Genomic DNA, 24955 nt, shown 5'->3' on the forward strand with positions numbered 1-24955 from the left:
GGTTTCTCCTTCTCGGGTCACGCACGCAGAGCCTCGTCTGCCTCGCTGCCTACGTCACATCAAAGATATAACAACGGATGATTCAGTTCGACCCGGATGCCGCGGGGTCGACGAGCACCCGCAGGGGCGTTCCGGGACACGGCTCGGTCGAGGCATCCGCTCGCCCGGTGCCCGAGGACGGCGTGAGCGGCGTGAGCTGCCCGACCTGCAGCGTCGGCTCGGTGGAGAGCACGACCCGGCCCTCGTCGTTGACGAGTGCGAGCGGCACGTCGACGTCGAGGAACGCGGCGAGGAGCTCGCGCTCGAGGCGGCGCACCGCGACATCCGCGCCGATGACCCCGACCATGCGCGGCTCGCCGGGTGCGTCCGAGCCGGGTGCGGCCGAGCCGGAGGCATCCGAGCCGGGCGCAGCCGTCGCGTGCACCGGCATCGTGAGCGTGAGGATGTAGTCGCAGGTGCAGAGGTGGTCGACGTACGGTCCGGTCACGTGGGCGTGCCGGGTCGTCGCGGGGATGCGGTACCACTCGAGCGCGCGGAAGTCGCGGAGGTACTCGGTGTAGCCGCGCGTGGTGAGGTCGAGGCGCGTCGGCTCGGTCGTCGAGCCGAGCACGGGGTTCGCGTCGAGCGGGCCGAGCCACCAGGCGAAGTGCACGTCGCGGCCGCGCACGACCTCGCCGTCGGCGATGAACCCGGCGCCGACGAGCAGCGGCTCGGGCTCGGTGAGGCGGGGCAGCACGAGCGAGGCGACGACCTGGTCGATCTCGGCGGGCCGCACCTCGGGGGAGGCGTCGATGACCTGCTCGACGGGGGCCCGCCAGGCGACGAGCTGGTCGAACACGCCGGCGAACACGTCGCCGACGGCCTGGGCGACGTCACGCGGTGAGCGGGGCATCCAGCGCACCTCCCCGTTCGATGCGGGCCTTCGCGGCGAGCAGCGGCACGCTGAGTTCGCGCAGCAGGTCGCCGGCCGCCTCGCGCGCCGTCGCCGGGCGATGCGCCGCCACGGCGCGCACGATGCGTCGGTCGTGGGCCGCGGCATCCGTTCGGTGCTGCGCCTCGTCGAGGCCGAGCAGCAGGAGCGGGCCGAACTCGGCCTGCAGGCGGATCTGCTCGCGCACGAGCCTGGCCGACTGGCTGAGCACGGCGACCTCGAGGAAGAAGCCGCCCTGGTTGGTGCGAGCGGATGCCGCGGTGCCGAAGTCCGCGCCGTCGAGCCAGGCGGCGAGGCGCTCGGCGTCGCCGGCGGACGCCCGCTCGGCGGCGCGTTCGGCCGCGCCGGCGAGGATCGCGCCGAAGTACACGGCCATGTCGCTGAGCTCGACCTGGGCGAGGGAGCGCAGCCGGGCGGCGATGATGGCGTGGTGGTCGTCGTCGGCCGCGGTGACGAAGCTGCCGCCGTCGCGGCCGCGGCGCGTCTGCACGAGTCCGGCCTCGCGGAGGATGCCGAGCCCCTCGCGCACCGTGATGAGCGCGACGCCGAAGCGGCGGGCGAGTTCGGGCTCGCTCGGCAGGCGTTCGCCGGGCCCGAGCACTCCGAGCACGATGCCGTCGGTGAGGCGCTGGGCGACCTGCTCGGCGCGACCCGTGTCGGCGAGCTGGGCGAACACGGCTTCGCGCGCGCCGGGGCCCACCCTCGATTCCATGCGTTCAGGCTAGCCGAGCGATGCGGGCGCGGGTGGCGGCTCGCACAGAAATCATTCAAGATAGGATGAATTCATGCGGCATCGAGGCCGCACCACACTCGCAAAGGCGGAAGCGATGCACGAGGAGCCCTCGGAGACCCGGCCCGCCGCGCCCGGCGGGGTGCTCCGCGGCATCCGCGTCGCCGACTTCTCGCGCGTGCTCGCCGGCCCGTACGCGACGATGATGCTCGCCGACTTCGGCGCCGACGTCGTGAAGATCGAGCCGCCGACGGGCGACGACACCCGGCACTGGACCCCGCCCGTCGACGCGGACGGGCAGGCCACCTACTTCGGCAGCGTCAACCGCAACAAGCGATCGGTCGCCCTCGACCTCACGGATCCCGCGGGGTCGGCCGAGGCCCGCCGGCTGGCCGCGACGGCCGACGTCGTCATCGAGAACTTCCGGCCGGGCGTCATGGCCAGGTTCGGGCTCGCCCACGAGGACGTGCGGGCGCTCAACCCGCGCGTCATCACCTGCTCGATCACCGGGTTCGGTTCGGGCGCGGGCGCTGCGCTCGCCGGGTACGACCTGCTCGTGCAGGCTGTCGGCGGGCTCATGTCGATCACCGGCGAGCCCGACGGCGCTCCCGCCAAGGCCGGCGTCGCGCTCGTCGACGTGCTCACCGGGCAGAACGCGCTCGCCGGCATCCTGCTCGCGCTGCGCGAGCGCGACCGTACCGGCGCGGGGCAGCTCGTTGAGATCGACCTGCTCACCAGCCTGCTCTCGGCGCTCACGAACCAGGCGGCGTCGACCCTCGCGACGGGCACGCCGCCGCGGCGCCTCGGCAACGCGCACCCGAGCATCGCCCCGTACGCGGTGTTCGCCGCCGACGACCGCGAGCTCGTCATCGCCGTGGGCAACGACAAGCAGTTCCGGGCACTCGCCGGCGTGCTCGGGCAGCCGGGGCTCGCCGACGAGGCGCGGTTCGCCACGAACGCCGCGCGCGTCGCGCATCGAGCCGAGCTGACCTCGATCATCGAGGAGCGGCTGTCCGCGGCATCCGCTGCGCACTGGATCGACGAGCTCGCGGCGGCGAGCGTGCCCGCCGGACTCGTGAACGACATCGGCGAGGCCATCGCGTTCGCCGAGGCGCTCGGGCTCGAGCCGGTCGCGCCCGGCCGCACGGTCGCCAACCCCATCCACCTCGCGGCGACGCCCGCCGCGTACCGCACGCCGCCGCCCGCGCTCGACGAGCACGCGGGCGCCGACTGGCACCCGCTCGACCCGCTCGACCCTTCGGAAGGACCGCACGCATGACCGCCATCGCCCCCCGCATCGACACGGTGTTCGACCTCGACGCCCTCCTCACCGAGGAGGAGCGCGAGTGGCAGCAGCGTGCGCGCACGGTCGCGCAGGAGCGGATCCTGCCGATCATCGAGGACGACTTCGAGCAGAAGCACTTCCGACGCGAGCTCGTGAAGGTGCTCGGCGACGCCGGGCTGCTCGGCATGCACCTGCAGGGCTACGGATGCGCCGGGGCCGGCGCCGTGGCGTACGGGCTCGTCTGCCTCGAGCTCGAGGCCGCCGACTCGGGGTGGCGCACGTTCGTCTCGGTGCAGGGCTCGCTCGCGATGAGCGCGATCCACAAGTACGGCTCCGAGGAGCAGAAGCAGCGGTGGCTGCCCGGCATGGCCGCGGGCGACCTCATCGGATGCTTCGCCCTGACCGAGCCGCAGGGCGGCAGCGACCCCGCGGCCATGACCACCGTCGCGCGTCGCGACGGAGACGAGTGGGTCCTCGACGGCGCCAAGCGCTGGATCGGGCTCGCCTCGCTCGCCGACGTCGCCGTCGTGTGGGCGCGCGTCGAGGACCCGTCGGGTGCGTACGGTTCCGGCGGTGGCGCGGTGCGCGGGTTCCTCGTGCCGACCACGACCGCCGGCTTCACGGCGACGCCGATCGACGGCAAGCTCTCGATGCGCGCCTCGGTGCAGTGCGACGTCGACCTCGAGGGTGTACGGATTCCGGCGGATGCCATGCTGCCCGGGGCATCCGGCCTCTCCGGGCCGTTCGGCTGCCTCAACGAGGCGCGCTACGGCATCGTCTGGGGCGCCATGGGGGCCGCCCGCTCCTGCCTCGAGGCCGCGCTCGAGCGCTCGATCACCCGCGAGGTGTTCGGCAGGCCGATCGGCGCGAACCAGCTCACGCAGGCCAAGCTCGCCGACATGTTCGTCGAGGTCGAGAAGGGCGTGCTGCTCGCCCTGCACCTCGGCCGGCTCAAGGAGCGCGGTGCGCTGACGCCCGCGCAGATCTCGGTCGGCAAGCTGAACAGCGTGCGCGAGGCGCTCGAGATCGCGCATCAGGCGCGCTCGATCCTCGCGGGCGACGGCATCACGAACGCGTTCCCCGTCATGCGCCACGCGGCGAACCTCGAGTCGGTGCGCACCTACGAGGGCACCGACGAGATCCACCAGCTCGTGCTCGGTCGGGCGCTCACCGGCATCGCCGCGTTCTGAACAGGCGCCGCCTGAGGCGCTGCTGCCGAGTCGCTGCTGCACGCGGAGGGCGCCCCGGGATCGCAGCCACGGGGCGTCCTTCGCGTGCGCGTCGTACGGGTCAGTTGACGCCGGGCACGATGAGCCACTCGTTCACGAGCACGACCCAGACCGCCGTGACGACGAGCGCGGTGAGGGTGATGCCGCGACCCGTGCGGCCACCGAGGAACAGGGCGACCACGAGGGCGATGAGCGTCGCGACGCCGAGCACGAGCGAGCCCCACGGGATGCCGGGCACGAAGAACGAGAGCAGGAACAGCGCGGCGACGATGACCTCGATGACGCCGACGACGGTCGAGCCGCCGCGGGCGCGGAGACGGAGGATGCCGTCGACGAGGGCGAGGATGCCGCCGATGAGGGCGATGAGCAGGAGCCAGGTCAGGGTGATCAAGAGGTTCCCTTCGGGTGTGGTGCGGGTGGCACCGGGTCGGCGGAGGGGGTTCCGCCGGACCTGAACACTATCGGCGGCGTGGATCGGGTCGCGAGGGGTTGCGGCCGGCCGGCCGATCCGTGTATGCCGCGCGCCGCATGTAGCCGTGTCCGCGCGGCGCTTGTCGGCGCTTCGCGGCGCGCGCACGGGCCGACGACGGTGAATTCCCATCGTGCCGGTCGGGAATGCAACGCGAGGTCATCAGGTTTCACCCTGAGGCGTCCGCGTGATGGACTCGTCACAGCGGCCCATCACACCGCGCCCCTCAGCACGCGGCTCACACGGCCGCACGTCAGAACGTCACGAACGGAGCACCACCGCATGTCACGCGTCCGCAAGATCCTCGGCCTCGCCGCCGCTTCCGCCGCCGTCCTCGCCCTCGCCGCCTGCTCGAGCAGCGCTCCCGAGTCGGGCGACGACGCGGCCGGCAACGAGTACGGCCTCGCCAAGGCGGGCACGCTCACCGTCGCGACCGAGGGCACGTACCGCCCGTTCAGCTACCACGACGAGGGGTCGGGCGACCTCGTCGGCTACGACGTCGAGATCGCCGAGGCCGTCGCCGACGAGCTCGGCCTGAAGGTCGAGTTCCAGGAGACCCAGTGGGACGCGATCTTCGCGGGCCTCGAGGCGGGGCGTTCCGACGTCATCGCGAACCAGGTCTCGATCAACCCCGAGCGCGAGCAGAAGTACCTCTTCAGCACGCCGTACACGGTGTCGCCGAGCGTCGTGGTCGTCAACCGGGGCGACACCTCGATCTCGAGCTTCGACGACCTCGCAGGCAAGACCACGGCGCAGTCGCTCACGAGCAACTTCTACCAGCTCGCCGTCGACGCCGGTGCGAACGTCGAGGCCGTCGAGGGCTGGGCGCAGGCCGTCGCGCTGCTCGAGCAGGGTCGGGTCGACGCGACCGTGAACGACGAGCTGACCTACCTCGACTACGTCAAGGAGAACCCCGACGCGAAGCTCGACGTGGCCGCCGAGACCGACCCCAGCCAGAGCGCCCTCGCGTTCACGAAGGACAAGACGGCGCTCGTGAAGGCCGTCGACGAGGCCCTCGAGAAGCTGCGCACCGACGGCACGCTCGCCGAGATCGGCGAGAAGTACTTCGGCGCCGACGTCTCCGAGTAGCCTCGCAACCACACGACCTCGAAGGGAGGCCGACGTGGATTCCTCCGGCTGGCAGCTGTTCCTCGACTCGTTCTGGCCGATCGTGTGGGGCGGGCTGAGCGGCACCATCCCGCTCGCCCTCGCCTCGTTCGCGATCGGCCTCGTGCTCGCCCTCGGCGTCGCGCTCGCGCGGCTCTCGAAGAACCGGGTGCTCTCGGGCGCGGCGCGCTTCTACATCTCCGTCATCAGGGGCACGCCGCTGCTCGTGCAGCTCTTCGTGATCTTCTACGGCATGCCCGCGATCGGCATCGTGCTCGACCCGTGGCCGAGCGCGATCATCGCCTTCTCGCTCAACGTGGGCGGGTACGCGGCCGAGGTCATCCGGGCCGCGATCCTGTCGGTGCCGAAGGGCCAGTGGGAGGCCGGGTACACGATCGGCATGGGCTCGGGCACGACGTTGCGTCGCATCATCCTGCCGCAGGCCGCCCGGGTCTCGGTTCCGCCGCTGTCGAACACCTTCATCTCGCTCGTGAAGGACACCTCCCTCGCGTCGCTCATCCTCGTGACCGAGTTGTTCCGCGTGTCGCAGCAGATCGCCGCGTTCAGCCAGGAGTTCATGCTCATCTACCTCGAGGCGGCGCTCGTCTACTGGCTGTTCTGCCTCGTGCTCTCGAGCGGGCAGAGCGTGATCGAGAAGAGGTTGGACCGTTATGTCGCCGTCTGAGCACGACCCTCATGGGCGAGCGGATGCCTCGGAGCGGGCGGATGCAGCAGAGTCGCCGTCTGAGCACGACCCTGGTGAGCACGACCCTGGTCAGCACGACCCGCTCGCGCCCGCCGCGACGCCTGACGACGACGTGCTGCTGACCGCACGGGGCATCCGCAAGTCCTTCGGCGACAACGAGGTGCTGCGCTCCATCGACCTCGAGGTGCGCCGCGGCGAGGTCGTCGTGCTCATCGGCCCGAGCGGGTCGGGCAAGACGACCGTGCTGAGGTCGCTCAACGGGCTCGAGACGCCCGACGGCGGCATCCTGAGCTTCGCCGGCGGGCCCGAGCTCGACTTCGCCGGGCGCGTGACGAAGCAGGGCCGGCTCGCCATGCGCGACCGCTCGGCCATGGTGTTCCAGCAGCACAACCTCTTCCCGCACATGACCGTGCTCGAGAACGTCATCGAGGGGCCGGTGCGCGTGCAGCGCGTGCCCCGCAAGCGGGCGGGCGCCGAGGCCGAGGCGCTGCTCGAGCGCGTCGGGCTCGCCGAGAAGCGCGACGCCTACCCGTTCGCGCTCTCGGGCGGGCAGCAGCAGCGCGTCGGCATCGTGCGCGCGCTCGCCCTGAAGCCCGACCTGCTGCTCTTCGACGAGCCGACGAGCGCGCTCGATCCCGAACTCGTGGGCGAGGTGCTGAAGGTCATCAAGGAGCTCGCCGACGAGGGCTGGACCATGGTCGTCGTCACGCATGAGCTCGGGTTCGCCAGGCAGGTCGCCGACGAGGTGCTGTTCATGGACGGCGGCGTCGTGGTCGAGCGGGGCGCGCCGAAGCACATCTTCACGAACCCGCGCGAGGAGCGCACGCGCCGCTTCCTCGATCGCCTCCTGCGGCCCCTGGACTGAGCGGGTCGTGACTGAGCACGTCGCGACTCGACCGGCGAAAACGCTGGCGTAGCGTTGAGGCATGCCCGCCGTCACCGGACTCTCGCCAGAGGCCCGGATCAGGCGGGCCCGGCGCCTGCTCGGCGTGTTCCGTCTCGGCCTCGTCGTGCTCGAGCTCGTCGCGATCGTCGGCAACTTCCGCTACGTGCTCGGGTTCCGCACCTTCGCGACGGCGAACTTCTTCAGCTACTTCACGATCCAATCGGCGTTCCTCGCGGTGATCACGCTCACGATCGCCGGCGTGTACGCGCTGCGGGCGCCGCGTGATCCCGCCTGGCTCGGCATCCTGCGCACGATGGTCACGGTGTACGTGGTGCTCTCGGGCGTGGTCTTCGCGATCATCGTCGCCGAGTCCTCGTCGCACGGTTACCGGGTCGACGTGCCGTGGTCGGACACGCTCCTGCACTTCGTCGTGCCGGGCCTCGCCCTCGTCGCGTGGACGACCGACAGCGTGCTCGGGGTGAACCCGCGGGTGCCGTGGTCGACGGTCGGCTGGGTGCTCGTGTTCCCCGTGATCTGGCTCGTCTACACGCTGATCCGCGGTGCCGACGTGGGGTGGTATCCGTACTTCTTCCTCGACGAGGCGCAGGTCGGCAGTGTGACGGGCGTCGTCGTGGCGTGCGCGATCGTGCTCGTGATCTTCCTCGCCCTGACCTCGACGCTCGTGCTCGTCAACCGCCTGCTGTGGCGAAGGGCTCGAGATCGGCGAGCACGGCCGTCACGAAGTCCTGATCCGACAGCTGCTCGAGCCTCGTCGCCTGCGTCGACGCGATGACGCCGACGAGCACGGCGTCGCCGCTTCCGGTGGCGACGCCCGCGTCGATCCAGGCCGCGACGGTCGGGAACCCGCCGACCACGGTGAGCACGGATGCCTCGGGCACGGCCGGCCCCGCGGCATCCGCCTCGCCCGTGGCATCCGATTCGCCCGTGGGATCCGCCTCGGTCGTGGCATCCGCTCGCCAGAAGGGCCCGTCGAAGGCGAGCCAGACGACGTCGACCACGCCCATGCCGAGCCCCGCGATGGCCTGCTGGTGCGGACGGGGGAGGGTCGGCTCGAAGCGCACCTGGTCGGTCTTCAGCACGCCGAGCGGCAGCGTGACGATCGCGCGGTCGACGTTGATGGACTCGCCCGTGTCGAGGCGCAGGCTCACGCGCTCGTCGTCGTAGGCGATGCGGCTCACGGCGCTCGAGAGCACGAGGTCGAGGCCGTCGGCGAGCGGCGTGAACACCTCGGCGATGGGATCGGCGGGCAGGCGCAGGTCGGCGATCGGGGTGCGCAGCCGCGCCGGATCGAACTGCTGCGCCGACACGATCGTGGGCGTCGAACCGGTGAGCGGCTGCAGCCCGCTCGTGAGCGAATGCCGCAGCCACGCGGCGGGGCTCACGCCGTCGTCGGCCGGCGACTCGTCCATCGGGATCAGGCCCGCGCCGAGCAGCGCCGTCGCGACGGACACGTCGTGCGGGCGCCCCTCGGCCCAGACATGCGCCTGCTCGAGCGCCTCGACGCCGACCGACGACGGCGCCACGACGGTGCCGTCGGCCCGGTGCACGACGGAGACGCCGCCCATCGAGGTCGTCGCGACGGATGCCTCGGCCAGCGCCTCGAGCAGGCCGTCGTCGTTCGGGAGCAGCCAGGTGCCGAGCTCGACCGTGCCGCCGAGGTCGGAGTCGTCGATGGACTCGACCCGCCCGCCGATGCGCTCCCGCGCCTCGAGGACGAGCACCTCGTAGCCGTCGTCGGCGAGGCGCCTGGCCGCCGTGAGGCCGGCCATGCCGGCGCCGATGACGGCGATGCGCTCGCCGGGCTTGGCGAGCCCGGCGACGTCGATCGCCGCGCGCAGGCCCGAGCGCCGTGCCCCGTCGAGCGTGCCGGGCGCTGCGGTCGAGGTGGCCTCGCCGGCGAAGACGAGCCGGTCGCCCACCGGGGTCGCGAGTCGCTCGCGCATCTCGTCGGTCGAGCCGAACTCCGAGAAGCTGAACGACCCGCGTGCGTACGGGTCCGAGCCCCAAGCCGAACGCCGCATATGCGTCGGGCGCGGCACTGCCGACGGCGCAGGGGTCATGGTGGGGCCCGGTGTCGGCGCCGGGGTGCGCGTCGGGACGGGCTCGTCGCCCCACCTGCAGCTCGACAGGGCGACGGTGACGACGCCGGCCAGCCCTGCCGCGAGGAAGCTGCGCCGGGCCATGCCGCCCGACGCGCCCCGTTCGTCCATGCGACTCAGGCTAGCCGACGAGGGTCACACGACGTACGCGTCGGCCACCGAGAGCGCCTCGTCGATGATGTCGAGGCCGCGCACGAGGTCGGCCTCCGAGATCACGAGCGGCGGCGCGACGTGCAGGCGGTTGAAGTGCACGAACGGCCACAGGCCCGCCTGCTTGCAGGCTGCGGCGACGGCGCCCATGGGCGCGGCATCCGCCCCCGCGGCGTTGAACGGCACGAGCGGCTCGCGCGTCGCGGTGTCGCGAACGAGCTCGATCGCCCAGAAGAGCCCGAGCCCGCGCACCTCGCCGACGCTCGGGTGCTTCGCGGCGATCTCGCGCAGGCGCGGCTCGACGACGCGCGACCCGAGGTCGCGCACGCGCTCGAGGATCCCGTCGCGCTCGAACACCTCGAACGTCGCGACGCCGGGGGCGCAGGCGAGCGGGTGGCCCGAGTAGGTGAGCCCGCCCGCGAACACGACCGTGTCGAAGTGCTCGGCGATGCGCTTGGAGATCACGACGCCGCCGAGCGGCACGTACCCCGAGTTCACGCCCTTGGCGAAGGTGATGAGGTCGGGGGTGACGCCGAAGTGGTTCACCGCGAACCACTCGCCGACGCGGCCGAAGCCGACCATGACCTCGTCGGCGATGTACACGATGCCGTACTCGTCGGCGAGCGCGCGCACGCCCGCGAGGTAGCCGGGCGGCGGCACGAGCACGCCGTTCGTGCCCACGATCGTCTCGAGCACGATCGCCGCGATCGTGTTCGCGCCCTGCAGCAGGATCGTCTGCTCGAGGTGCTCGAGCGCCCGCTCGGTCTCCTGCTCGGGCGTCTCGGAGTGGAACGGCGAGCGGTAGGCGTACGGCCCGAAGAAGTGCACCACGCTGCCGTCGGAGGGCTCGTTCGCCCATCGACGCGGGTCGCCCGTGAGCGAGATCGCGCCTGCCGTGCCGCCGTGGTAGCTGCGGTACGCCGAGAGCACGCCGCGCCGACCGGTCACGGCGCGCGCCATGCGCACCGCGTACTCGTTCGCGTCGGCGCCCGCGTTCGTGAAGAACACCCGGTCGAGATCGCCTGGCGCCACCTCGGCGATGCGGCGGGCGAGCTCGCCGCGCACGTCGTTCGCCATCGACGGCTGGATCGTCGCGAGACGCCCCGCCTGCTGCTGGATCGCCGCCACGAGGTCGGGGTGCTGGTGCCCGAGGTTCAGGTTCACGAGCTGCGAGCTGAAGTCGAGGTAGGCGTTGCCCCGGTAGTCCCAGAACGTCGCGCCCTCGCCCGCGGCGATCGGCAGCGGGTCGATGAGCGCCTGCGCGCTCCACGAGTGGAACACGTGCGCGCGGTCGTCGGCGCGCACCTGCGCCTCGGTGGCGGCGTCGGGCAGCGGATGCCGCGAGCCTGCCCGGTCGAGGAACGTCGGCGCCGTGGCATCCGATGCCGCTGAGGCATCCGCTGCGGTCGTCTCGGGAAGAAGGGTGTCGGTCATGTCTGTCGCCTCGCTTCTGGAACGCAGGTTCTCGGTCAGTGGTTCTGGGGGAAGCCCAGGTTGATGCCGCTGTTCGGCGAGCCGCTGTTCGGCGAGCCGCTGTGGGCGGAGTCGCTGCGCGTGGCCGGGTCGAGCCAGCGGCTCGTGATGGCCTTCTCGCGGGTGAAGAAGTCGAACCCGTGGGTGCCGTAGGCCTTCGCGTCGCCGAAGAGCGACTGCTTCCAGCCGCCGAACGAGTGGTAGGCCACGGGCACCGGGATCGGCACGTTGATGCCGATCATGCCGACCTGCACCTCGGTCTGGAACCGGCGCGCGGCGCCGCCGTCGTTGGTGAAGATCGCGGTGCCGTTGCCGAACCGGCCGGAGTTGATGAGGTCGAGGCCCTCGTCGTAGCTCGCCACGCGCACGATCGAGAGCACCGGGCCGAAGATCTCCTCGGTGTAGGCACGCGAGGTGGTGGGCACGTGGTCGAGCAGGGTCGGACCGAAGAAGAAGCCGTCTTCATGCCCGTCGACCGTGAGTCCGCGGCCGTCGACGACGACCGTCGCACCGTCGGCCTCGGCGATGTCGACGTACGAGGCGACCTTGTCGCGGTGCAGGTCGGTGATGAGCGGGCCCATGTCGGGCTCGCTGAGCTCGCCGTCACCGGCGTCGATGCCGGCGCCGTTGCCGATCTTCAGCGTCGCGATGCGCTCCCGGATCTTGGCGATCAGGTCGTCGGCGACCGGCTCGACGGCGAGCACGACCGAGATGGCCATGCAGCGCTCGCCCGCAGCGCCGTATCCGGCGTTCACGGCCTGGTCGGCGACGAGGTCGAGGTCGGCGTCGGGCAGCACGAGCATGTGGTTCTTCGCGCCGCCGAGCGCCTGCACCCGCTTGCCGTGCTTGGAGGCGGTCTCGTAGATGTACTGGGCGATCGGCGTCGAACCGACGAACGAGATCGACTGCACGAGCGGCGAGGTGAGCAGGCCGTCGACGGCGAGCTTGTCGCCCTGCAGCACGGTGAAGACGCCGTCGGGCAGTCCGGCCTCCTTCCAGAGCTGTGCGATCCAGAGCGCGGCCGAGGGGTCCTTCTCGCTCGGCTTCAGCACGACGGCGTTGCCGGCGGCGATCGCGATCGGGAAGAACCACATCGGCACCATGGCCGGGAAGTTGAACGGGCTGATGATGCCGACCACGCCGAGCGGCTGCTTCAGCGAGTAGACGTCGATGCCCGACGACGCGTTCTCGGAGTACGCGCCCTTGATGAGGTTCGGGAACCCGGTGGCGAGTTCGACGACCTCCTGGCCGCGCAGGATCTCGCCCATCGCGTCGGAGAGCACCTTGCCGTGCTCGGCGGTGATGATGGCGGCCAGCTCGCCCTTGCGCGCGTTGAGCAGCTCGCGGAACGAGAACAGCACGGTCTGCCGCTTCGCGATCGAGAAGCCGCTCCACTCGCGGAACCCGGCCTGCGCCGAGGCGATCGCCGCGTCGATCTCCGCCTGGTCGGCCAGTGCGACCTCGGCCTGCACAGCACCCGTCGCCGGGTTGTAGACGGGCGCGGTGCGGCCGCTCGTCGAGGTGCGCGGGGCGCCGTCGATCCAGTGCCCGATCAGCGGGACTCCGGGGGTCGACGCGGGCGTGGGGGCGGTCTCGGTGAGGCTCATGCTGTTCCTTCGTGACGGGGTGGTGACTGGTGATACTGATGCGGTGACGGATGCCGCGTGCCGGTCGTCTGCGCGACCGGACACTTCGCCCGACCGTCGGTTAGGCTTTCGACTTCAAGCTTTTCAGAGGGTGTGAGGGTGCACGGATGTCAGAACGTCGCGAAGAATCGGCGATCCAGACGGATCGTCTGGCAGGCCGTGTGCCGACCGCCGCCGTCGCCGAGGACGGACTGCCGACGGTGCGCGAGATCATCTCGCTCGACGCCGTGGTCGACGGGCTGCCCGAGGTGCTCGCGGGCGAGGAGGCCCTCGACGCGCGGGTGCGCTGGGTGCACGTGTCCGACAGCGCCGGCGTCGCCCGCCTGCTCGACGGCGGCGAGCTGCTGCTGTCGACCGGGTCGGGCTGGCCGACCGAGCCGGCCGACCTCGACGAGTTCATCGGAGGGCTGGTCGACGCCGGGCTCGCGGGCCTCGTGCTCGAGCTCGGCGTGCACTACCGGTACGTGCCGGCCGTGGTCGAGAAGGCCGCCCGCGACCGCGGGCTCGCGCTCGTCGTGCTGCACCGCGAGGTCAAGTTCGTGGCCCTCACCGAGGCCGTGCACAACCGCATCATCTCGGAGCAGACGGCGGCGCTGCGGGCGCGCGACGAGGTGCGCGAGCGGTTCACGGCATTGAGCCTGCGCGGGTCGCCCGCCGACTTCATCGTGCACCAGCTCGCCCAGACGCTCGGCTCGGCGGTCGTGCTGGAGAACCTCGCGCACGAGGTCGTCGCCGCAGAGGTGCCGCCCGCCGCAGAGGAGGAGCTCTTCACGAACTGGGAGGCGCGCTCCCGGCTCGCACATCGCCGCACGGCCGCCATGCCGCCGGGTTCGCCCGTGTCCGCCGACGAATGGCTCGTCGTGCCCGTCGAGGCGCGGGGCACCCGGTGGGGCCACCTCATCGCGCTGCCGGGCCCGGCGCACGCCGCCGGCCGCACGAGCGTGCTCGAGCAGGGCGCCATCGCCCTCGCGCTCGGTCGCCTCGCCGACGGCGAGGCCGACGAGTGGACCCGCATCGGCCGTCAGCGCCTCGTCGACGGGCTCGTGGCCGGTCGCTTCGCGGGGCTCGCCGGTGCCGAGGCGCGGGTCAGGGCCGCCGGCCTGCCGATCGACGGCTCGACGCTGTACGGCATCGTCGCGACGGGCGCACCGGTCTCGCCAGGAGCGGCGGATGCCGCGGCGCGGGCGCTCGCCGGGCGCGCGATCGACGGCGCCGCGAACGCCGCGGGCGCGCCCACGGGGGCCCGCATCGTGCTGCTGTCGGTGCCGAAGGCCTTGACCGACGCCCAGGCGAAGGAGTTCGGCTCGGCGCTCGTCGGCCGGGACGCGGCATCCGTCGACCGGCTCGTGCTCTCGATCGGTGCGGCCGCGGTCGGGCTCGAGGGCGTGCTCGGCTCGGTGCAGGAGGCGACCGACCTCGCTCGCGGGGTTCGCCAGCGCGGGGTCAGGGGCGTGCTCGTGCGACGCGCCGACGACCGTCCGCTCATGCGGCTCGTCACCTCGCTGCGCGACGACCACCGACTGCTGCGGCACAGCGAGCGCATGCTCGCGCCGCTCATCGAGTACGATCTCGCGCGCGGCGGCGACCTGCTGAGCGTGCTCGGTGCGATGCTCGCGCATCCGGGCAATCGCACCGCCGCCGCCGCCGCATCGCATCTCTCGCGGTCGGTGTTCTACCAGCGGCTCGCGCTCATCGGCGACCTGCTCGGACTCGACCTCGACGACGGCGAGGTGCTCACCGGGCTGCACCTGGCGTTGCTCGTGCGGCGCAGCGCCGCGCGCTGAGCTGCGCGGGTCGAACTGATGGTTACTTGCTATTGACAAGCGCACTTGCAAAGAGCAAGCTAGGCTTCACGAACGAACATCCGATCAACGATCCCTTGGAGGAGATCATGCCCGCCACCAGCATCTTCGTGAACCTGCCCACCAGCGACCTCGACCGTTCGAAGGCGTTCTACGAGGGGCTCGGGTTCAGCATCAACCCGCAGTTCACCGATGAGAACGCCGCCTGCGTCGTGCTCGACGAGAACATCTACTTCATGGTGCTCACGCGCGAGTACCTCGGCACCTTCACCGACAAGCAGATCATCGACCCGAAGACGCACGCGCAGACGAGCATCGCGTTCACCCGCGACTCGCGCGACGAGGTCGACGCCGTGCTCGCCAAGGGCCTCGCCGCGGGCGGCGTCGAGCCGCGCGAGGCGCAGGACTACGGCTTCATGTACTCCCGCGACCTCGAAGACCCCGACGGCAACATCCTCGGGTTCCTCTACATGGACCCCGTGGCCGCCGAGCAGGGCCCCGACGCGTACATGGCCAAGGCCTGACCTTGGCGACGCGCGCGGCGCGCGGGTACGGCCAGTACAGTGGCACGGCCCGCGCGCTCGAGCGGGTCGGCGACCGATGGGCGCTGCTCATCGTGCGCGACCTGCTCGCGGGTCCGCGTCGCTACGGCGACCTGAAGGCGTCGCTGCCCCGCATCCCGACGAACATCCTCAGCGACCGGCTCAAGGAACTGCAGGAGGCCGGAGTCGTCCGTCGCGTGCCCACCGTGCGCGGCGGCTACGAGCTCACCGCCTCCGGGCGGGCCCTCGAGCCGGTCGTCATCGCGCTCGAACGCTGGGGGTGGGCGGTGCTCGGCGACCCGGGTGACGGCGAGTCCGTCGGTGCCGATGCGCTCGTGATGTCGCTTCGCGCCGCATTCCGAGCGGATGCCGCGGCCGACCTCCCGCCGACCGAGTACGTGCTGCATGTCGGTGTCGATGGGCACGGCGGTCAGGTGTCCCTCTCGATCATCGTCGTGGGCTCCTCGCTCGACATCGTGCAGGTCGGGCCAGGCGCGCTGGCCGCGCCGCGGCGGCGTTCGGCGTTCGAGCCCGTTCCGACGGCCGTCCTCGAGGTCGAGGTGGCGGCGGGCTCCCTGCGCCGGTTGCTCGTGGGCGACGCCGGTGCGGCGATCGTGCTCTCAGGCGAGATCGACCTGCTCGGCAGGTTCGTCGAGACCTTCCGCATCGATCCGGCCTCGCCGCCGACCGAACGGCCCTCGGCCCAGGCCGCGGCGTGAGCGTTGCGGGCGTGACGGCGTTATCGAAGCGAGATGCGGGGATCCTGTCGAACGCGTGCTCGCCTCGATAGCTTGGCTACGCGGTTCCCCGCACCCGTTCGGAGGAGAACCCATGTCACGATCCCGCAGGCCCGCATCGGCGCTCGGCCTGGCGGTGTTCGCCGTTGCCGCGCTGGCGGCCTGCACACCCGGGGGAGCGCAGGCGAGCGAGCCCACCACGGCGACGGCGTCCGACGTGGCGACGCCGAGCGAGGTGCCGGCCGCCGCCGAGACGACGCCCATCGAGGTGCCTACCCCGCCGGAGGCGACGCCGACCGAGGCTGCACCGCAGCCCGTCGCCGCGGACCCCGCCGACGTCACGTCGTGGGAGGTCTCCGCCGCCGGCATCGGGCCGATCGACCGGGGCGCCGCGTACCCCGAGATGACCGATCAGTTGGGGACGTTCGAGGCGTCGGAGATGTGCCCGGGGGTCGTGACCTTCTCGAAGGACGCGACGGCCGGTGTCCTCGTGATGCTCTCGGCCGACGGGTCACGGATCGCGAGCGTCTGGGTGAGCGGGCGTGCCGGTGCGAACGGAACCGTTCCGGCCTCACCGATGACGGCGACCGGGATCCACCTCGGCTCGTCGTCCGACGAGTTCGCGGCGGCGTACCCCGATCTCGTGCCGGTCGCGCAGATGGGCGCCGACACCTACGGCTACGCGATCGGCGACGACGCGTCGGGCTGGATCGACGTCATCGTGGAGGGCGACGTGGTGACCATGATGGGCTCGTCCGAGGTGCCGCGAACGCCGAAGGAATTCTGCGGCTGATCGACCCGCCGGCCGCGCGGCGCTCAGACCGGCTGCAGCGCCTCGTGCGCACCCTCGGGCAACGTCAGGGTGATCGCATCCCCGGGGTGCACCTCGCCGTCGGCGAGCACGACCGCCATGACCCCCGCGAGCCGCACGACCTCGCCGTCGTCGCCGCGGGACACGAGGCGCTTCATGAGGCCGTCGCCCAGCTGGTCGATCTGCACGCACGGGTTTCGGAGCCCGGTGATCTCGAGGTCGGCGTCGTCGCCGAGGCGAACGCGCGTGCCGCGCGGCAGGCCGAGCAGGTCGACGCCGCGGGTCAGCACGTTCTCGCCGAGGGCGCCCGGCGCGACCTCGTAGCCGTCTGCCGCGAGCTCGTCGAGCAGTTCGGCGTGGATGAGGTGCACCTGACGCAGGTTCGGCGTCGACGGGTCGCGCTTCACCCGGGAGAGGTGCTGCACCGTGCGGCCGTAGTGGGCGTCGCCCTCGACGCCGAGCCCGGTGACGAGGCGGATCTCATCGTGCGTCGGCTTGCTGAAGCGGTGCTCGTCGTCGCGTGACACGGCGACGACGGAGGCGGGCGCGGTGAGGAGCTCGTCGAGGGTGGCCATGGTTCGAGCGTATGGGATGTCGGCGCCACCCGCGGGCGCGGCTAGCGCGCGATGAACACCTTGCGCAGGGTCTGGCGCACCGTCCAGACGGTCTGCATGCCGGCGGTCAGGCGCACGATCGAGCCCGGGTGCAATGCGATCGGGGCGAGCTCGGGGGACGTGAACTCCACCGTGGCCTCGCCCGCGAGCACGACGAACACCTCGTCGACCTCGACGTCGCGCATCGCGCCGGGCGTCATCTCCCAGACGCCGATCTCGTCGGTGCCGATCTCGGCGTCGGCGGCGGGCTCCTCGAGCGGTGCGTACGCCGTCGTCGGCGAGCCCGACACGACCTGGTCGGCCGGCACCGGCTCGTGCTCGAGGGCCAGCCCCGCGGCATCCGTCATCGCACCCGGCGTGAGACGCGCCGGACCGGCGAGGTCGCTCACGAGTCGAACCCCAGCCCGAGCGCATCGAGCGTCTTCAGGAGCAGGTTGCGCTCGCCGCGGTTGTGGTCGGCGCGGTCGAGCGACCAGCGCGTCGCGTTGATGCCGATCGCGGCCGCGGGCTCGGGCGGGAAGGGCAGCGGGCGCTTGCGCACCATCTGCAGCTGCGTGCGCTCGTTGTCGCGGCGCTCGAGCAGGTCGAGCATGGTCTCGGCGGCGAACCGGGTCGAGCCGACGCCGAGGCCGGTGAAGCCGGCGGCGTACGCGACGCGGTGGTCGCGCGCCGTGCCGAAGAACGCGGTGAACTGCGTGCTGGTGTCGATGGCGCCCGCCCACTGGTGGCTGAACTGCAGGCCCTCGAGCTGCGGGAACGTCGTGAAGAAGTGGCTCGCGAGCTTCGCCCAGGTCTCGGGGCGGCGCTCGTAGTCGCTGCGCACCCGGCGGCCGTAGTGGTAGATCGCGTCGTACCCGCCGAAGAGGATGCGGTTGTCCTTCGAGAGCCGGTAGTAGTGGAACTGGTTCGCCATGTCGCCGATGCCCTGGCGGTCGCGCCATCCGATGCTCGCGAGCTGGGCCTCGCTGAGCGGCTCGGTCATGAGCACGTAGTCGTAGACGGGAACGGTCATGAGCCGGTTGCGCTTCAGCAGCGACGGGAACACGTTCGTGCCGAGCACGGCGTGCGTCGCATCGACGCGACCGTGCTCGGTGATGACGCTCACCGCGCCGGTCGATCCTGGCGTCTCGATGCGCTTCGCGGGGGAGTGCTCGAAGACCTCGACGCCGAGCTCCTCGGCGACGCGCGCCAGCTCGGACGCGAGCCGCGCCGGGTGCACCATGCCGTTCGTGCGCTTCTCCCACACGCCCGCGAGATAGGTGGGCGAGGCGACGGATGCCTGGACCTCGTGCTCATCGAGGAACACGACGTCGCCATCGCCCTCGGCGACCGCGTCGGCGTGCATCTCGCGGAGCCACTCGACCTGGTGCTCCTCGGTCGCGGGCGCGAGCTGGCCCGTGCGCTCGAAGTGGAAGTCCATGCCGAGCTCGGCTTCGGACGCCTCGATCGCGTCGAGGTTCTCGAGCCCCAGACGGTTCAGCAGCGGCATCTCGTCGGGCCAGCGGGCCATGCCGTTCTCGTGGCCGTGCGTGAGGCTCGACTCGCAGAACCCGCCGTTGCGACCGGACGCCGCCCAGCCGATCGACTTCGCCTCGACGAGCACGACGCGCGCGGCCGGGTTGCGCCGCTTCGCGAGCACGGCGCTCCACAGGCCCGTGTAGCCTCCGCCCACGACGACGAGGTCGGCGATCTTCGTGCCGGTGAGCTTCGGCCGCCCTCCGACGGCCCCCTCCGGCAGGTCCTCGAGCCAGAACACCGCCTGACGGGTCGGCTTCAGTGCATGTTCGACAACGGATGCCGGGGGCCGGCGTCGTTCGAATACGGTCGTTCCCACGGTGATCACTCCAAGGCGGTCTGGGCTGGTCTCCATCCTCCCGCGCGGCGGTGCAACGGCGCTACGGGCGCCGTGTCGGGACATCCGCTCGCTCCCGGACAGGGTGTGCTGCCGGACGCTCGCTGTCGTGCGCCGAACCGCCGCGATCAGTCGCGCGGCGCGTGCGCCTCGAGGAACGCGAACACCTCGGTCTGGTCGACGCCGGGGAACGTGCCCGTCGGCAACGCCGCGAGCAGCGACGTCGGGGTGCGGGCGGCCGGCCACGAGGCATCCGCCCATCGATCGGCGAGGCCCGCGGGCGCCTGGCAGCAGGCCGGGTCGGGGCAGCGTGAAACCGCACGGTGGGGTGTCTCGCGGCCGCGGAACCACTTGACGTGCTCGAACGGCACGCCCACCGACACGGAGTACTCGCCCTCCTTCGCCTTCTCGATGCGCGAGGTGCACCAGAAGGTGCCCGACGGGGTGTCGGTGTACTGGTACCAGGGGCTGAAGCGGTCCTCGACGTCGAACACGGTGCGCGCGGTCCAGTTGCGGCACATCGTGGTGCCCTCGATGGCGCCGAGCGCGTCGCTCGGGAAGCGCACGCGGTCGTTCTCGTAGGCCTTGATGATCGTGCCCGACTCGTGCACCTTCGTGAAGTGCACCGGGATGCCGAGGCGGGCCGTCGCCAGGTTCGTGAACCGGTGCGCCGCGGTCTCGTACGACACGGCGAACGCATCGCGGAGGTCCTCCATGGAGATGCGGCGCAGGTTCTTCGCCTCGGTGAGGAAGCGCACGGCGGCCTGCTCGGGCAGCAGGATCGCGGCCGTGAGGTAGTTCGTCTCGATGCGCTGGCGCAGGAAGTCGGCGTAGCCGCGCGGCTCCTCGTGGCCGAGCAGGTGGCTCGCGAGCGCCTGCAGGATCGGCGAGCGCGAGTCGCGCGACGGCGACTGCTGCGTCGGCAGGTAGATGCGCCCGTTGCGCTTGTCGGTCACCGAACGGGTCGAATGCGGCAGGTCGCCGACGTAGTGCAGCGAGTAGCCGAGGTGGCTGGCCATGTCGGCCACGAGCTGGTGCGAGACCGGCCCGCCCGTGTGTCCGACCGCCTCGAGCAGCTCGGCGGCCTTCGCCTCGAGCTCGGGGTAGAAGTTGTCGCGGGCGCGCATCTCGGCCCGCAGTTGCGCGTTCGCCCGCCGTGCCTCCTCCGGCGTCGCCGCGCGCTCGCGGTGCAGTCGGTCGATCTCGTTGTGCAGCGCGAGGATCGTCGCGAGCGTCTGGTCGGTCATGCCCTTCGCCACGCGGAACGGCTCGAGGCCGAGCGCCGAGAACACCGGCCCACGCTGCGCCCGCTCCACGGCGATCTCGAGGGCCGCGCGCTCGGACGGGGCATCCGGCTTCAGGAGCTCGTCGACGGAGGTCCCGAGCGCGAGCGCGATCGTGCGCAGCATCGAGAGCCGGGGTTCGCGCTTGCCGTTCTCGATCGCGCTCACCTGGCTCGGGGCGCGGTCGATCGCGGCCGCGAGCTCGCCGAGTGTCATCGAGCGGGCGGTGCGGTGCCCGCGGATGCGCCGGCCGAGCGTGAGCGCGTCGACCTCGGTCGTCGCTGCGTCGTCGAGCTCGCGCTCGCGGCCGGCGTGCTCGCCGCCGGCGTGCTCGACGGCGACCCGACCCGCGCTGTGCGGGGCGGAGGATGCTGGGCGAGGACTGCGATCGGCGGTGATCATCTTCCGATGGTCACACGGGCGAGCGGATGCCGCAAACAGAAGTCTCTCGAAAGTTCTGCGTGCCGGCGCACGAGCAGGCCATTTCGACGTGCTCGGGCCTCGATGCATCCGGAAGAATCACGTTCCTGCCGTCTGCGCTGCAGACCCTGCTCAGGACTCGCGGTCGAGCATGTCGAGGTAGTGCGTGTTCGTCATGATGCCGAGCACCGTGCCGAACGGGTCGACGACGGAGGCCGTGACGAACCCCGGCCCGTGCTCGGTGATCGGCAGGAGCGGGGTCGCGCCGAGCTCGATGAGCCGCGCGAGCGCCCCCTCGAGGTCGTCGGTGTGCCAATGGATGATCGCACCGCCGGCGCCCGGTGCGAGGCCGGCGGGGCTGAAGCGGCGGTCGATGAAGCCGAGTTCCTGCTGGTGGTCGCCGATGCGGAACTCGACGTAGGCGGCGCGCCCGTCGGGACCCGGGCGGTTGAAGTACGGCTCGATGCCGAGCACCTCGGCGTACCAGGCCGCGGCCGCCGCGGGGTCCTCGACGTAGCAGTTGACGGTGGCGATGCCTCGAAGCATGATGTCTCCTTCGTTCCGGTGTGATCCCGGTGTGTTCCGGTGCGAGTCCATGGTGCGCCGGAGAAGTGCTCACCTTCTGACTACTTTTCCGACGAGAATGGAACCATGCGCGCAGACCGTCTCGTGGCCACCCTCCTGCTCATGCAGGCGCGCGGTCGCGTGACCGCACGCGAGCTCGCCGAGGAGCTCGAGATCTCGGTCGCCACGGCTCGCCGCGACCTCGAGGCGCTCTCCTCAGCGGGCATCCCCGTCTACCCGCAGGCCGGTCGCGGCGGCGGATGGCGGTTGCTCGGTGAAGGGCGCACCGACCTGAGCGGGTTCACCGCGTCGGAGGCGCGGGCGCTCTTCCTCACGCTCGGCCCCCGCGTCCGAGAGAGCGACGCGGCGCGGTCGGCGTTGCGCAAGGTCATGCGCGCCCTGCCCGAGACCTTCCGGGCCGACGCCTCGGCGGCGGCCGAGTCGGTCATCGTCGAGGCCGGCGGCTGGGGCATGCCCGCACTGCGCCCGCCCGGCGTCGAGCTGCTGCAGCGGGCGGTGGTCGAACGCCGTACCGTGCACTTCGACTACACGGCATGGGGAAAGCCCACGCGGGCGCGCACGGTGCATCCGCTCGGACTCATCGACAAGGGCGGAACCTGGTACCTCATCGCACGGCCGACGGATGCCTCGACCCGTGCGGATGCCGCGAGCGTTCCGGCGGCGGCATCCGGCTCGCCCGCGGCATCCGGAACCGCCTTTCGCAGTTACCGCGTGGATCGGCTCTCGCATGCGGTGCTGCTGGACGAGGGCTTCGAGCCGCCGGAGGGCTTCGACCTCGAGACGGCATGGGCCGAGGTCGGCGGCGAGGTCGGGCGTGCACGCGCACTCGCGACCGCGACCGTGCGCGTGCGGCGCGACGTGCTCGAGGAGTTCCGCGGATGGGTCGGCGGCACCGAGCTCGTCGCCGACGCCGGTCTGGACGCCGGGCCGGACGCCCCTCCGGCTTCTGCCGCCCACGTCCACGTGCGGGTCACCGCCCCGAGCGAGATCGCACTCGCCCGTCGCCTGACCGCGTGGGTCGAGGAGGTGGAGGTCGTCGAGCCGCAGGCGGTCCGAGACCGGCTCGCCGGGATCGGGGCGCGGCTCGTGGCGACGTACGGTTCGACTGGCGGCTCCGAGGTGCTCTCCGACCAACGGTGACGGGCGGTTGCCCACCCGACGCTGCTCGAACGCCGTTCCGTCAGCGGAGCAGGTCGTCGACGGTCGTGACCTCGGCGTAGCTGTCGCCGAGGGCAGCCATGAACGCCGCCTGCACCTGCGCCGCGGGAACGACCGTGTCGCCGAAGGTCAGGTCGGGGGCCGCGCACGCGTCGTGCGCGACGGTCACCGCGTAGCCGGCGTCGGCGGCCGCCCGCACGGTCGCGTCGACGCACATGCTCGACATCATGCCGACGATCACCACGCCGTCGCTGTCGCCGTCGTCGCCGTCGTCGCGGTCGCCGTCGTCGCCGGCGGCGCCGGCCTCGCGGAGCCGCTCATCGAGGTCGGTGCCGAGGAACGCGTTCGGATGCGCCTTGACGACGACGGGCTCGCCCTCGACGGGGGCGACGAGCGGATGGATCTCGACGCCGCGCGTTCCCGGCGCGAAGAATGCGGCGTCGGGGGAATCCCAGACGTGCTGCACATGCACGACGGGCCTGCCCGCCTCGCGGTGCGCGGCGAGCAGGCGCGCGGCGTTCGCGGCGGCCGCGTCGGGCCCGACCAGCGGGTGCGCGCCGCCGTCGAAGTAGTCGTTCTGGATGTCGATGATGACGAGCGTTCGGGTCACGCGCTCACCGTAGCGCGTTCGGGCGCGCCGCTTCTCGCGCGTCGTCGTTTCGCGAGGTGCCTGGCGATGAGATGCCCGGGCGCCTGGTTGCCTGCGCGCGGAGTGCGTTCATGGTCGAGGTGGGCAGGCGGAACGAACCAACTGCAGCCGTCTTCGATGAAGATCTGCCATCCGTCGGCATGCACGCGATGATGGTGGTGGCTGCAGAGCATGATGCCGTTCTCGAGCGAGGTCGTGCCGTTGTCGCGGCTCCACCAGAGCAGGTGATGCGCCTCGCTGTAGGCGGCCGACCGACCGCAGCCCGGCCAGGCGCACCCGCCGTCGCGTTCGACGAGGGCGAGCTTCTGCCCGCGGGTGAAGAGTCGCGCGGCGCGACCGAGGTCGAGCGCGGCGCACCCCTTGCCGATGAGCAGCGGCGTGATGCCTGCGCTGAGCGCCAACTCACGGGCCGAGAGCGCCGAGACGGGCATCTCGATGCCGTCGATCGTGGCGAACCCATCGCCGGAGACGAGCGCCTCGGCATCGATACGGGCGACCACGGTGACCCCGCGCAGCGCAGTCGGGGTATCGGAACAGCCGAGGGCATGACGCGCCAGATCGGCGAGGGCATCGGCGTTCAACTGCGGGATCGAGCGTTGGTCTGCGAACAGCTGATCGATGCTGGTGCCGATGCGGTCGCATCCGATGCCGACACGGTCTGCGGGTGCCGAGTCTGACGGTGCCGTGTGGTCGGCGGCTGTGTGATCGGCGGCTGTGTGATCGGCGGCCGAGTGGTCGGCGGCCGGGTGCTCGGCGCCATCGCGAGCGGCACGCAACTCGGCTGTGACGAGTGCCTCGACCGCCGTCTTGATCGGGGCGCCGTCGACGGGATCGAACGCGCCCTGCAGTCGGATCATGCCGAATCGGTCCTCCCAGATTCTCAGTGATCGCCGCTCTCGGAGCTCTTCTTCGCGCGGCTGCACGCCGTCGACGTCGAGATGCGCCTCGAGGTGCTTGACGAGGCGTGGGAGTCCGTCGGTGCAGATGACCGGGGCGCGGTCGACCAGGAGCTCTTCGGCGGCCTCGAGCTCGTCGGGCTCCGCATGCACAGCGAGTCGGTCGAGGAATGCACGGATCAGGTCGGCCGAACCGATGCAGACGGCTCCGGTGTCGAGAGCCGCCGCGAGCTGCGGATGCCTCGGCGGAAGCACTTCGCCGAGAAGGCTCGGGCGCCCTGCGGTCGCCTGCCCCACGCGAACGAGTCTGGCGGCGTCGGCGTACCTGCCGCCGGTCGTCTGCATGATCAATCGCTCGGCGCTCGCGAAGCCGTGCGTGCGAGCGACGTCGGCGCCGATGTCACCGCGCGAGCGATCGGCGAGTTCAGCCGCGCAACGAGTCTGAAGCGCGTCGACCTTGCGAGCGAGCGCCGCGAGGGCGTCGATGGTGCGGACCAGCCCGTCGTCACTCATCGCCCGAGCATCGGCATCTGCCGCGCGACCATCGGTCTCGGCATGCCTCGTGAGTGCACCGAGCCATGCCTCGGTCGCGCGTGCGGTGGCCTCTTCGAGAGGCTGCAGGGCGAGCGATTCGGGCATGTGTATAGTCTCTCATGTTCGAGGTGAAAATCGAAGATGTGTTCGAATATTGTGGATAAGAACGTACTTTCGAGGAGCGAGGATTCAAGATCGATCTTCGGGCAGTCGGCAGAACCGTCGTATGTATGTTCGAGTAAGGCGGAACTGACGCGCGCGTTCGTGCGAGAGTCGACGGCGGGCGGGGCGCGGGGCGGCGGAGGTGGAAGGGCTCCGGCAGGAGCACGGGTGATGAGAG

Annotated in this window: 24 protein-coding genes; 11 read left to right on the plus strand and 13 right to left on the minus strand. The window is 71.5% G+C overall.

What is annotated here, in order from left to right:
* Positions 1–82: 82 nt before the first annotated feature.
* Positions 83–892 (minus strand): PDC sensor domain-containing protein, encoded by an 810-nt coding sequence (locus tag AC3IPY_RS02990; protein ID WP_489186560.1) that lies wholly within the window; start codon positions 890–892, stop codon positions 83–85.
* Positions 873–1643, minus strand: a complete 771-nt coding sequence (locus AC3IPY_RS02995; protein WP_489186562.1) for a FadR/GntR family transcriptional regulator — start codon at positions 1641–1643, stop codon at positions 873–875. Before AC3IPY_RS02995 ends, AC3IPY_RS02990 begins: the two co-directional genes overlap by 20 nt.
* Positions 1644–1758: 115 nt before the next feature.
* On the opposite strand from AC3IPY_RS02995, the gene AC3IPY_RS03000 reads away from it, so the two are divergent.
* Both AC3IPY_RS03000 and AC3IPY_RS03005 read left to right on the plus strand, forming a co-directional pair.
* Positions 1759–2940 carry a CaiB/BaiF CoA transferase family protein gene (locus AC3IPY_RS03000; RefSeq protein WP_489186564.1) on the plus strand — a complete coding sequence of 394 codons (1182 nt, stop codon included), beginning with the start codon at positions 1759–1761 and terminating at the stop codon, positions 2938–2940.
* On the plus strand, positions 2937–4136 hold the full coding sequence (locus tag AC3IPY_RS03005) for an acyl-CoA dehydrogenase family protein (protein ID WP_489186565.1): 1200 nt from the start codon (positions 2937–2939) through the stop codon (positions 4134–4136). Before AC3IPY_RS03000 ends, AC3IPY_RS03005 begins: the two co-directional genes overlap by 4 nt.
* Before the next feature lie 100 nt (positions 4137–4236).
* Here the strand turns inward: AC3IPY_RS03005 and AC3IPY_RS03010 are convergent, their stop codons facing one another.
* The gene (locus AC3IPY_RS03010) at positions 4237–4566 is read right to left on the minus strand and encodes a hypothetical protein (RefSeq protein WP_489186566.1); all 330 of its coding nucleotides are present in this window, start codon (positions 4564–4566) and stop codon (positions 4237–4239) included.
* Between the two features lie 360 nt (positions 4567–4926).
* On the opposite strand from AC3IPY_RS03010, the gene AC3IPY_RS03015 reads away from it, so the two are divergent.
* The 4 genes from AC3IPY_RS03015 to AC3IPY_RS03030 all read left to right on the plus strand — a co-directional run bounded on the left by AC3IPY_RS03015 (position 4927) and on the right by AC3IPY_RS03030 (position 8136).
* Positions 4927–5733 (plus strand): amino acid ABC transporter substrate-binding protein, encoded by an 807-nt coding sequence (locus tag AC3IPY_RS03015; RefSeq protein WP_489186567.1) that lies wholly within the window; start codon positions 4927–4929, stop codon positions 5731–5733.
* A 34-nt stretch (positions 5734–5767) separates the two neighbouring features.
* Entirely contained in the window at positions 5768–6436 is a 669-nt protein-coding gene (locus AC3IPY_RS03020; protein WP_489186568.1) for an amino acid ABC transporter permease, read from the plus strand.
* A complete protein-coding gene (locus AC3IPY_RS03025; RefSeq protein ID WP_489186570.1) occupies positions 6423–7322 on the plus strand; it encodes an amino acid ABC transporter ATP-binding protein in 900 nt (299 codons plus the stop codon). The genes AC3IPY_RS03020 and AC3IPY_RS03025 overlap by 14 nt, the downstream gene beginning before the upstream one ends.
* Before the next feature lie 61 nt (positions 7323–7383).
* On the plus strand, positions 7384–8136 hold the full coding sequence (locus AC3IPY_RS03030) for a Pr6Pr family membrane protein (RefSeq protein ID WP_489186572.1): 753 nt from the start codon (positions 7384–7386) through the stop codon (positions 8134–8136).
* On the opposite strand, the gene AC3IPY_RS03035 is transcribed toward AC3IPY_RS03030, so the two are convergent.
* Genes AC3IPY_RS03035 through AC3IPY_RS03045 form a run of 3 tightly spaced genes read right to left on the minus strand, consistent with a single transcriptional unit; the run spans position 8033 to position 12693 of the window.
* Entirely contained in the window at positions 8033–9574 is a 1542-nt protein-coding gene (locus AC3IPY_RS03035) for a flavin monoamine oxidase family protein (protein ID WP_489186573.1), read from the minus strand. The genes AC3IPY_RS03030 and AC3IPY_RS03035 overlap by 104 nt on opposite strands.
* A gap of 24 nt (positions 9575–9598) precedes the next feature.
* Entirely contained in the window at positions 9599–11047 is a 1449-nt protein-coding gene (locus tag AC3IPY_RS03040; RefSeq protein ID WP_489186574.1) for an aspartate aminotransferase family protein, read from the minus strand.
* Between the two features lie 35 nt (positions 11048–11082).
* Positions 11083–12693, minus strand: a complete 1611-nt coding sequence (locus tag AC3IPY_RS03045; RefSeq protein WP_489186575.1) for a CoA-acylating methylmalonate-semialdehyde dehydrogenase — start codon at positions 12691–12693, stop codon at positions 11083–11085.
* Positions 12694–12839: 146 nt separating this feature from the next.
* Here AC3IPY_RS03045 and AC3IPY_RS03050 point away from each other — a divergent pair, with 146 nt between their 5' ends.
* From AC3IPY_RS03050 to AC3IPY_RS03065, 4 genes are all read left to right on the plus strand, one after another.
* A complete protein-coding gene (locus tag AC3IPY_RS03050) occupies positions 12840–14516 on the plus strand; it encodes a PucR family transcriptional regulator (RefSeq protein WP_489186577.1) in 1677 nt (558 codons plus the stop codon).
* A 107-nt stretch (positions 14517–14623) separates the two neighbouring features.
* Positions 14624–15058, plus strand: coding sequence for a VOC family protein (locus AC3IPY_RS03055; protein ID WP_489186578.1), 435 nt, complete (start codon positions 14624–14626; stop codon positions 15056–15058).
* 2 nt (positions 15059–15060) lie between these two features.
* Positions 15061–15795 carry a winged helix-turn-helix transcriptional regulator gene (locus AC3IPY_RS03060; protein ID WP_489186579.1) on the plus strand — a complete coding sequence of 245 codons (735 nt, stop codon included), beginning with the start codon at positions 15061–15063 and terminating at the stop codon, positions 15793–15795.
* Positions 15796–15907: 112 nt separating this feature from the next.
* A complete protein-coding gene (locus tag AC3IPY_RS03065) occupies positions 15908–16606 on the plus strand; it encodes a hypothetical protein (protein WP_489186581.1) in 699 nt (232 codons plus the stop codon).
* A gap of 23 nt (positions 16607–16629) precedes the next feature.
* On the opposite strand, the gene AC3IPY_RS03070 is transcribed toward AC3IPY_RS03065, so the two are convergent.
* The 5 genes from AC3IPY_RS03070 to AC3IPY_RS03090 form a co-directional block, all read right to left on the minus strand.
* Positions 16630–17199, minus strand: coding sequence for an MOSC domain-containing protein (locus tag AC3IPY_RS03070; RefSeq protein ID WP_489186583.1), 570 nt, complete (start codon positions 17197–17199; stop codon positions 16630–16632).
* A gap of 41 nt (positions 17200–17240) precedes the next feature.
* Positions 17241–17627, minus strand: a complete 387-nt coding sequence (locus AC3IPY_RS03075; protein ID WP_489186584.1) for a cupin domain-containing protein — start codon at positions 17625–17627, stop codon at positions 17241–17243.
* On the minus strand, positions 17624–19072 hold the full coding sequence (locus tag AC3IPY_RS03080) for an NAD(P)/FAD-dependent oxidoreductase (RefSeq protein ID WP_489186586.1): 1449 nt from the start codon (positions 19070–19072) through the stop codon (positions 17624–17626). Before AC3IPY_RS03080 ends, AC3IPY_RS03075 begins: the two co-directional genes overlap by 4 nt.
* Positions 19073–19218: 146 nt before the next feature.
* Positions 19219–20775 (minus strand): helix-turn-helix domain-containing protein, encoded by a 1557-nt coding sequence (locus AC3IPY_RS03085; protein ID WP_489186587.1) that lies wholly within the window; start codon positions 20773–20775, stop codon positions 19219–19221.
* Between the two features lie 150 nt (positions 20776–20925).
* The gene (locus tag AC3IPY_RS03090; protein ID WP_489186589.1) at positions 20926–21339 is read right to left on the minus strand and encodes a VOC family protein; all 414 of its coding nucleotides are present in this window, start codon (positions 21337–21339) and stop codon (positions 20926–20928) included.
* Positions 21340–21444: 105 nt separating this feature from the next.
* Here AC3IPY_RS03090 and AC3IPY_RS03095 point away from each other — a divergent pair, with 105 nt between their 5' ends.
* Positions 21445–22518: a helix-turn-helix transcriptional regulator gene (locus AC3IPY_RS03095; RefSeq protein ID WP_489186591.1), complete on the plus strand. Its 1074-nt coding sequence runs from the start codon at positions 21445–21447 to the stop codon at positions 22516–22518.
* Positions 22519–22558: 40 nt separating this feature from the next.
* Here the strand turns inward: AC3IPY_RS03095 and AC3IPY_RS03100 are convergent, their stop codons facing one another.
* Positions 22559–23146 (minus strand): cysteine hydrolase family protein, encoded by a 588-nt coding sequence (locus AC3IPY_RS03100; protein WP_489186592.1) that lies wholly within the window; start codon positions 23144–23146, stop codon positions 22559–22561.
* On the minus strand, positions 23143–24720 hold the full coding sequence (locus AC3IPY_RS03105; RefSeq protein ID WP_489186594.1) for an HNH endonuclease signature motif containing protein: 1578 nt from the start codon (positions 24718–24720) through the stop codon (positions 23143–23145). Before AC3IPY_RS03105 ends, AC3IPY_RS03100 begins: the two co-directional genes overlap by 4 nt.
* Between the last annotated feature and the right edge of the window lie 235 nt (positions 24721–24955).

It is taken from the genome of Agromyces sp. GL_144, assembly GCF_057834305.1.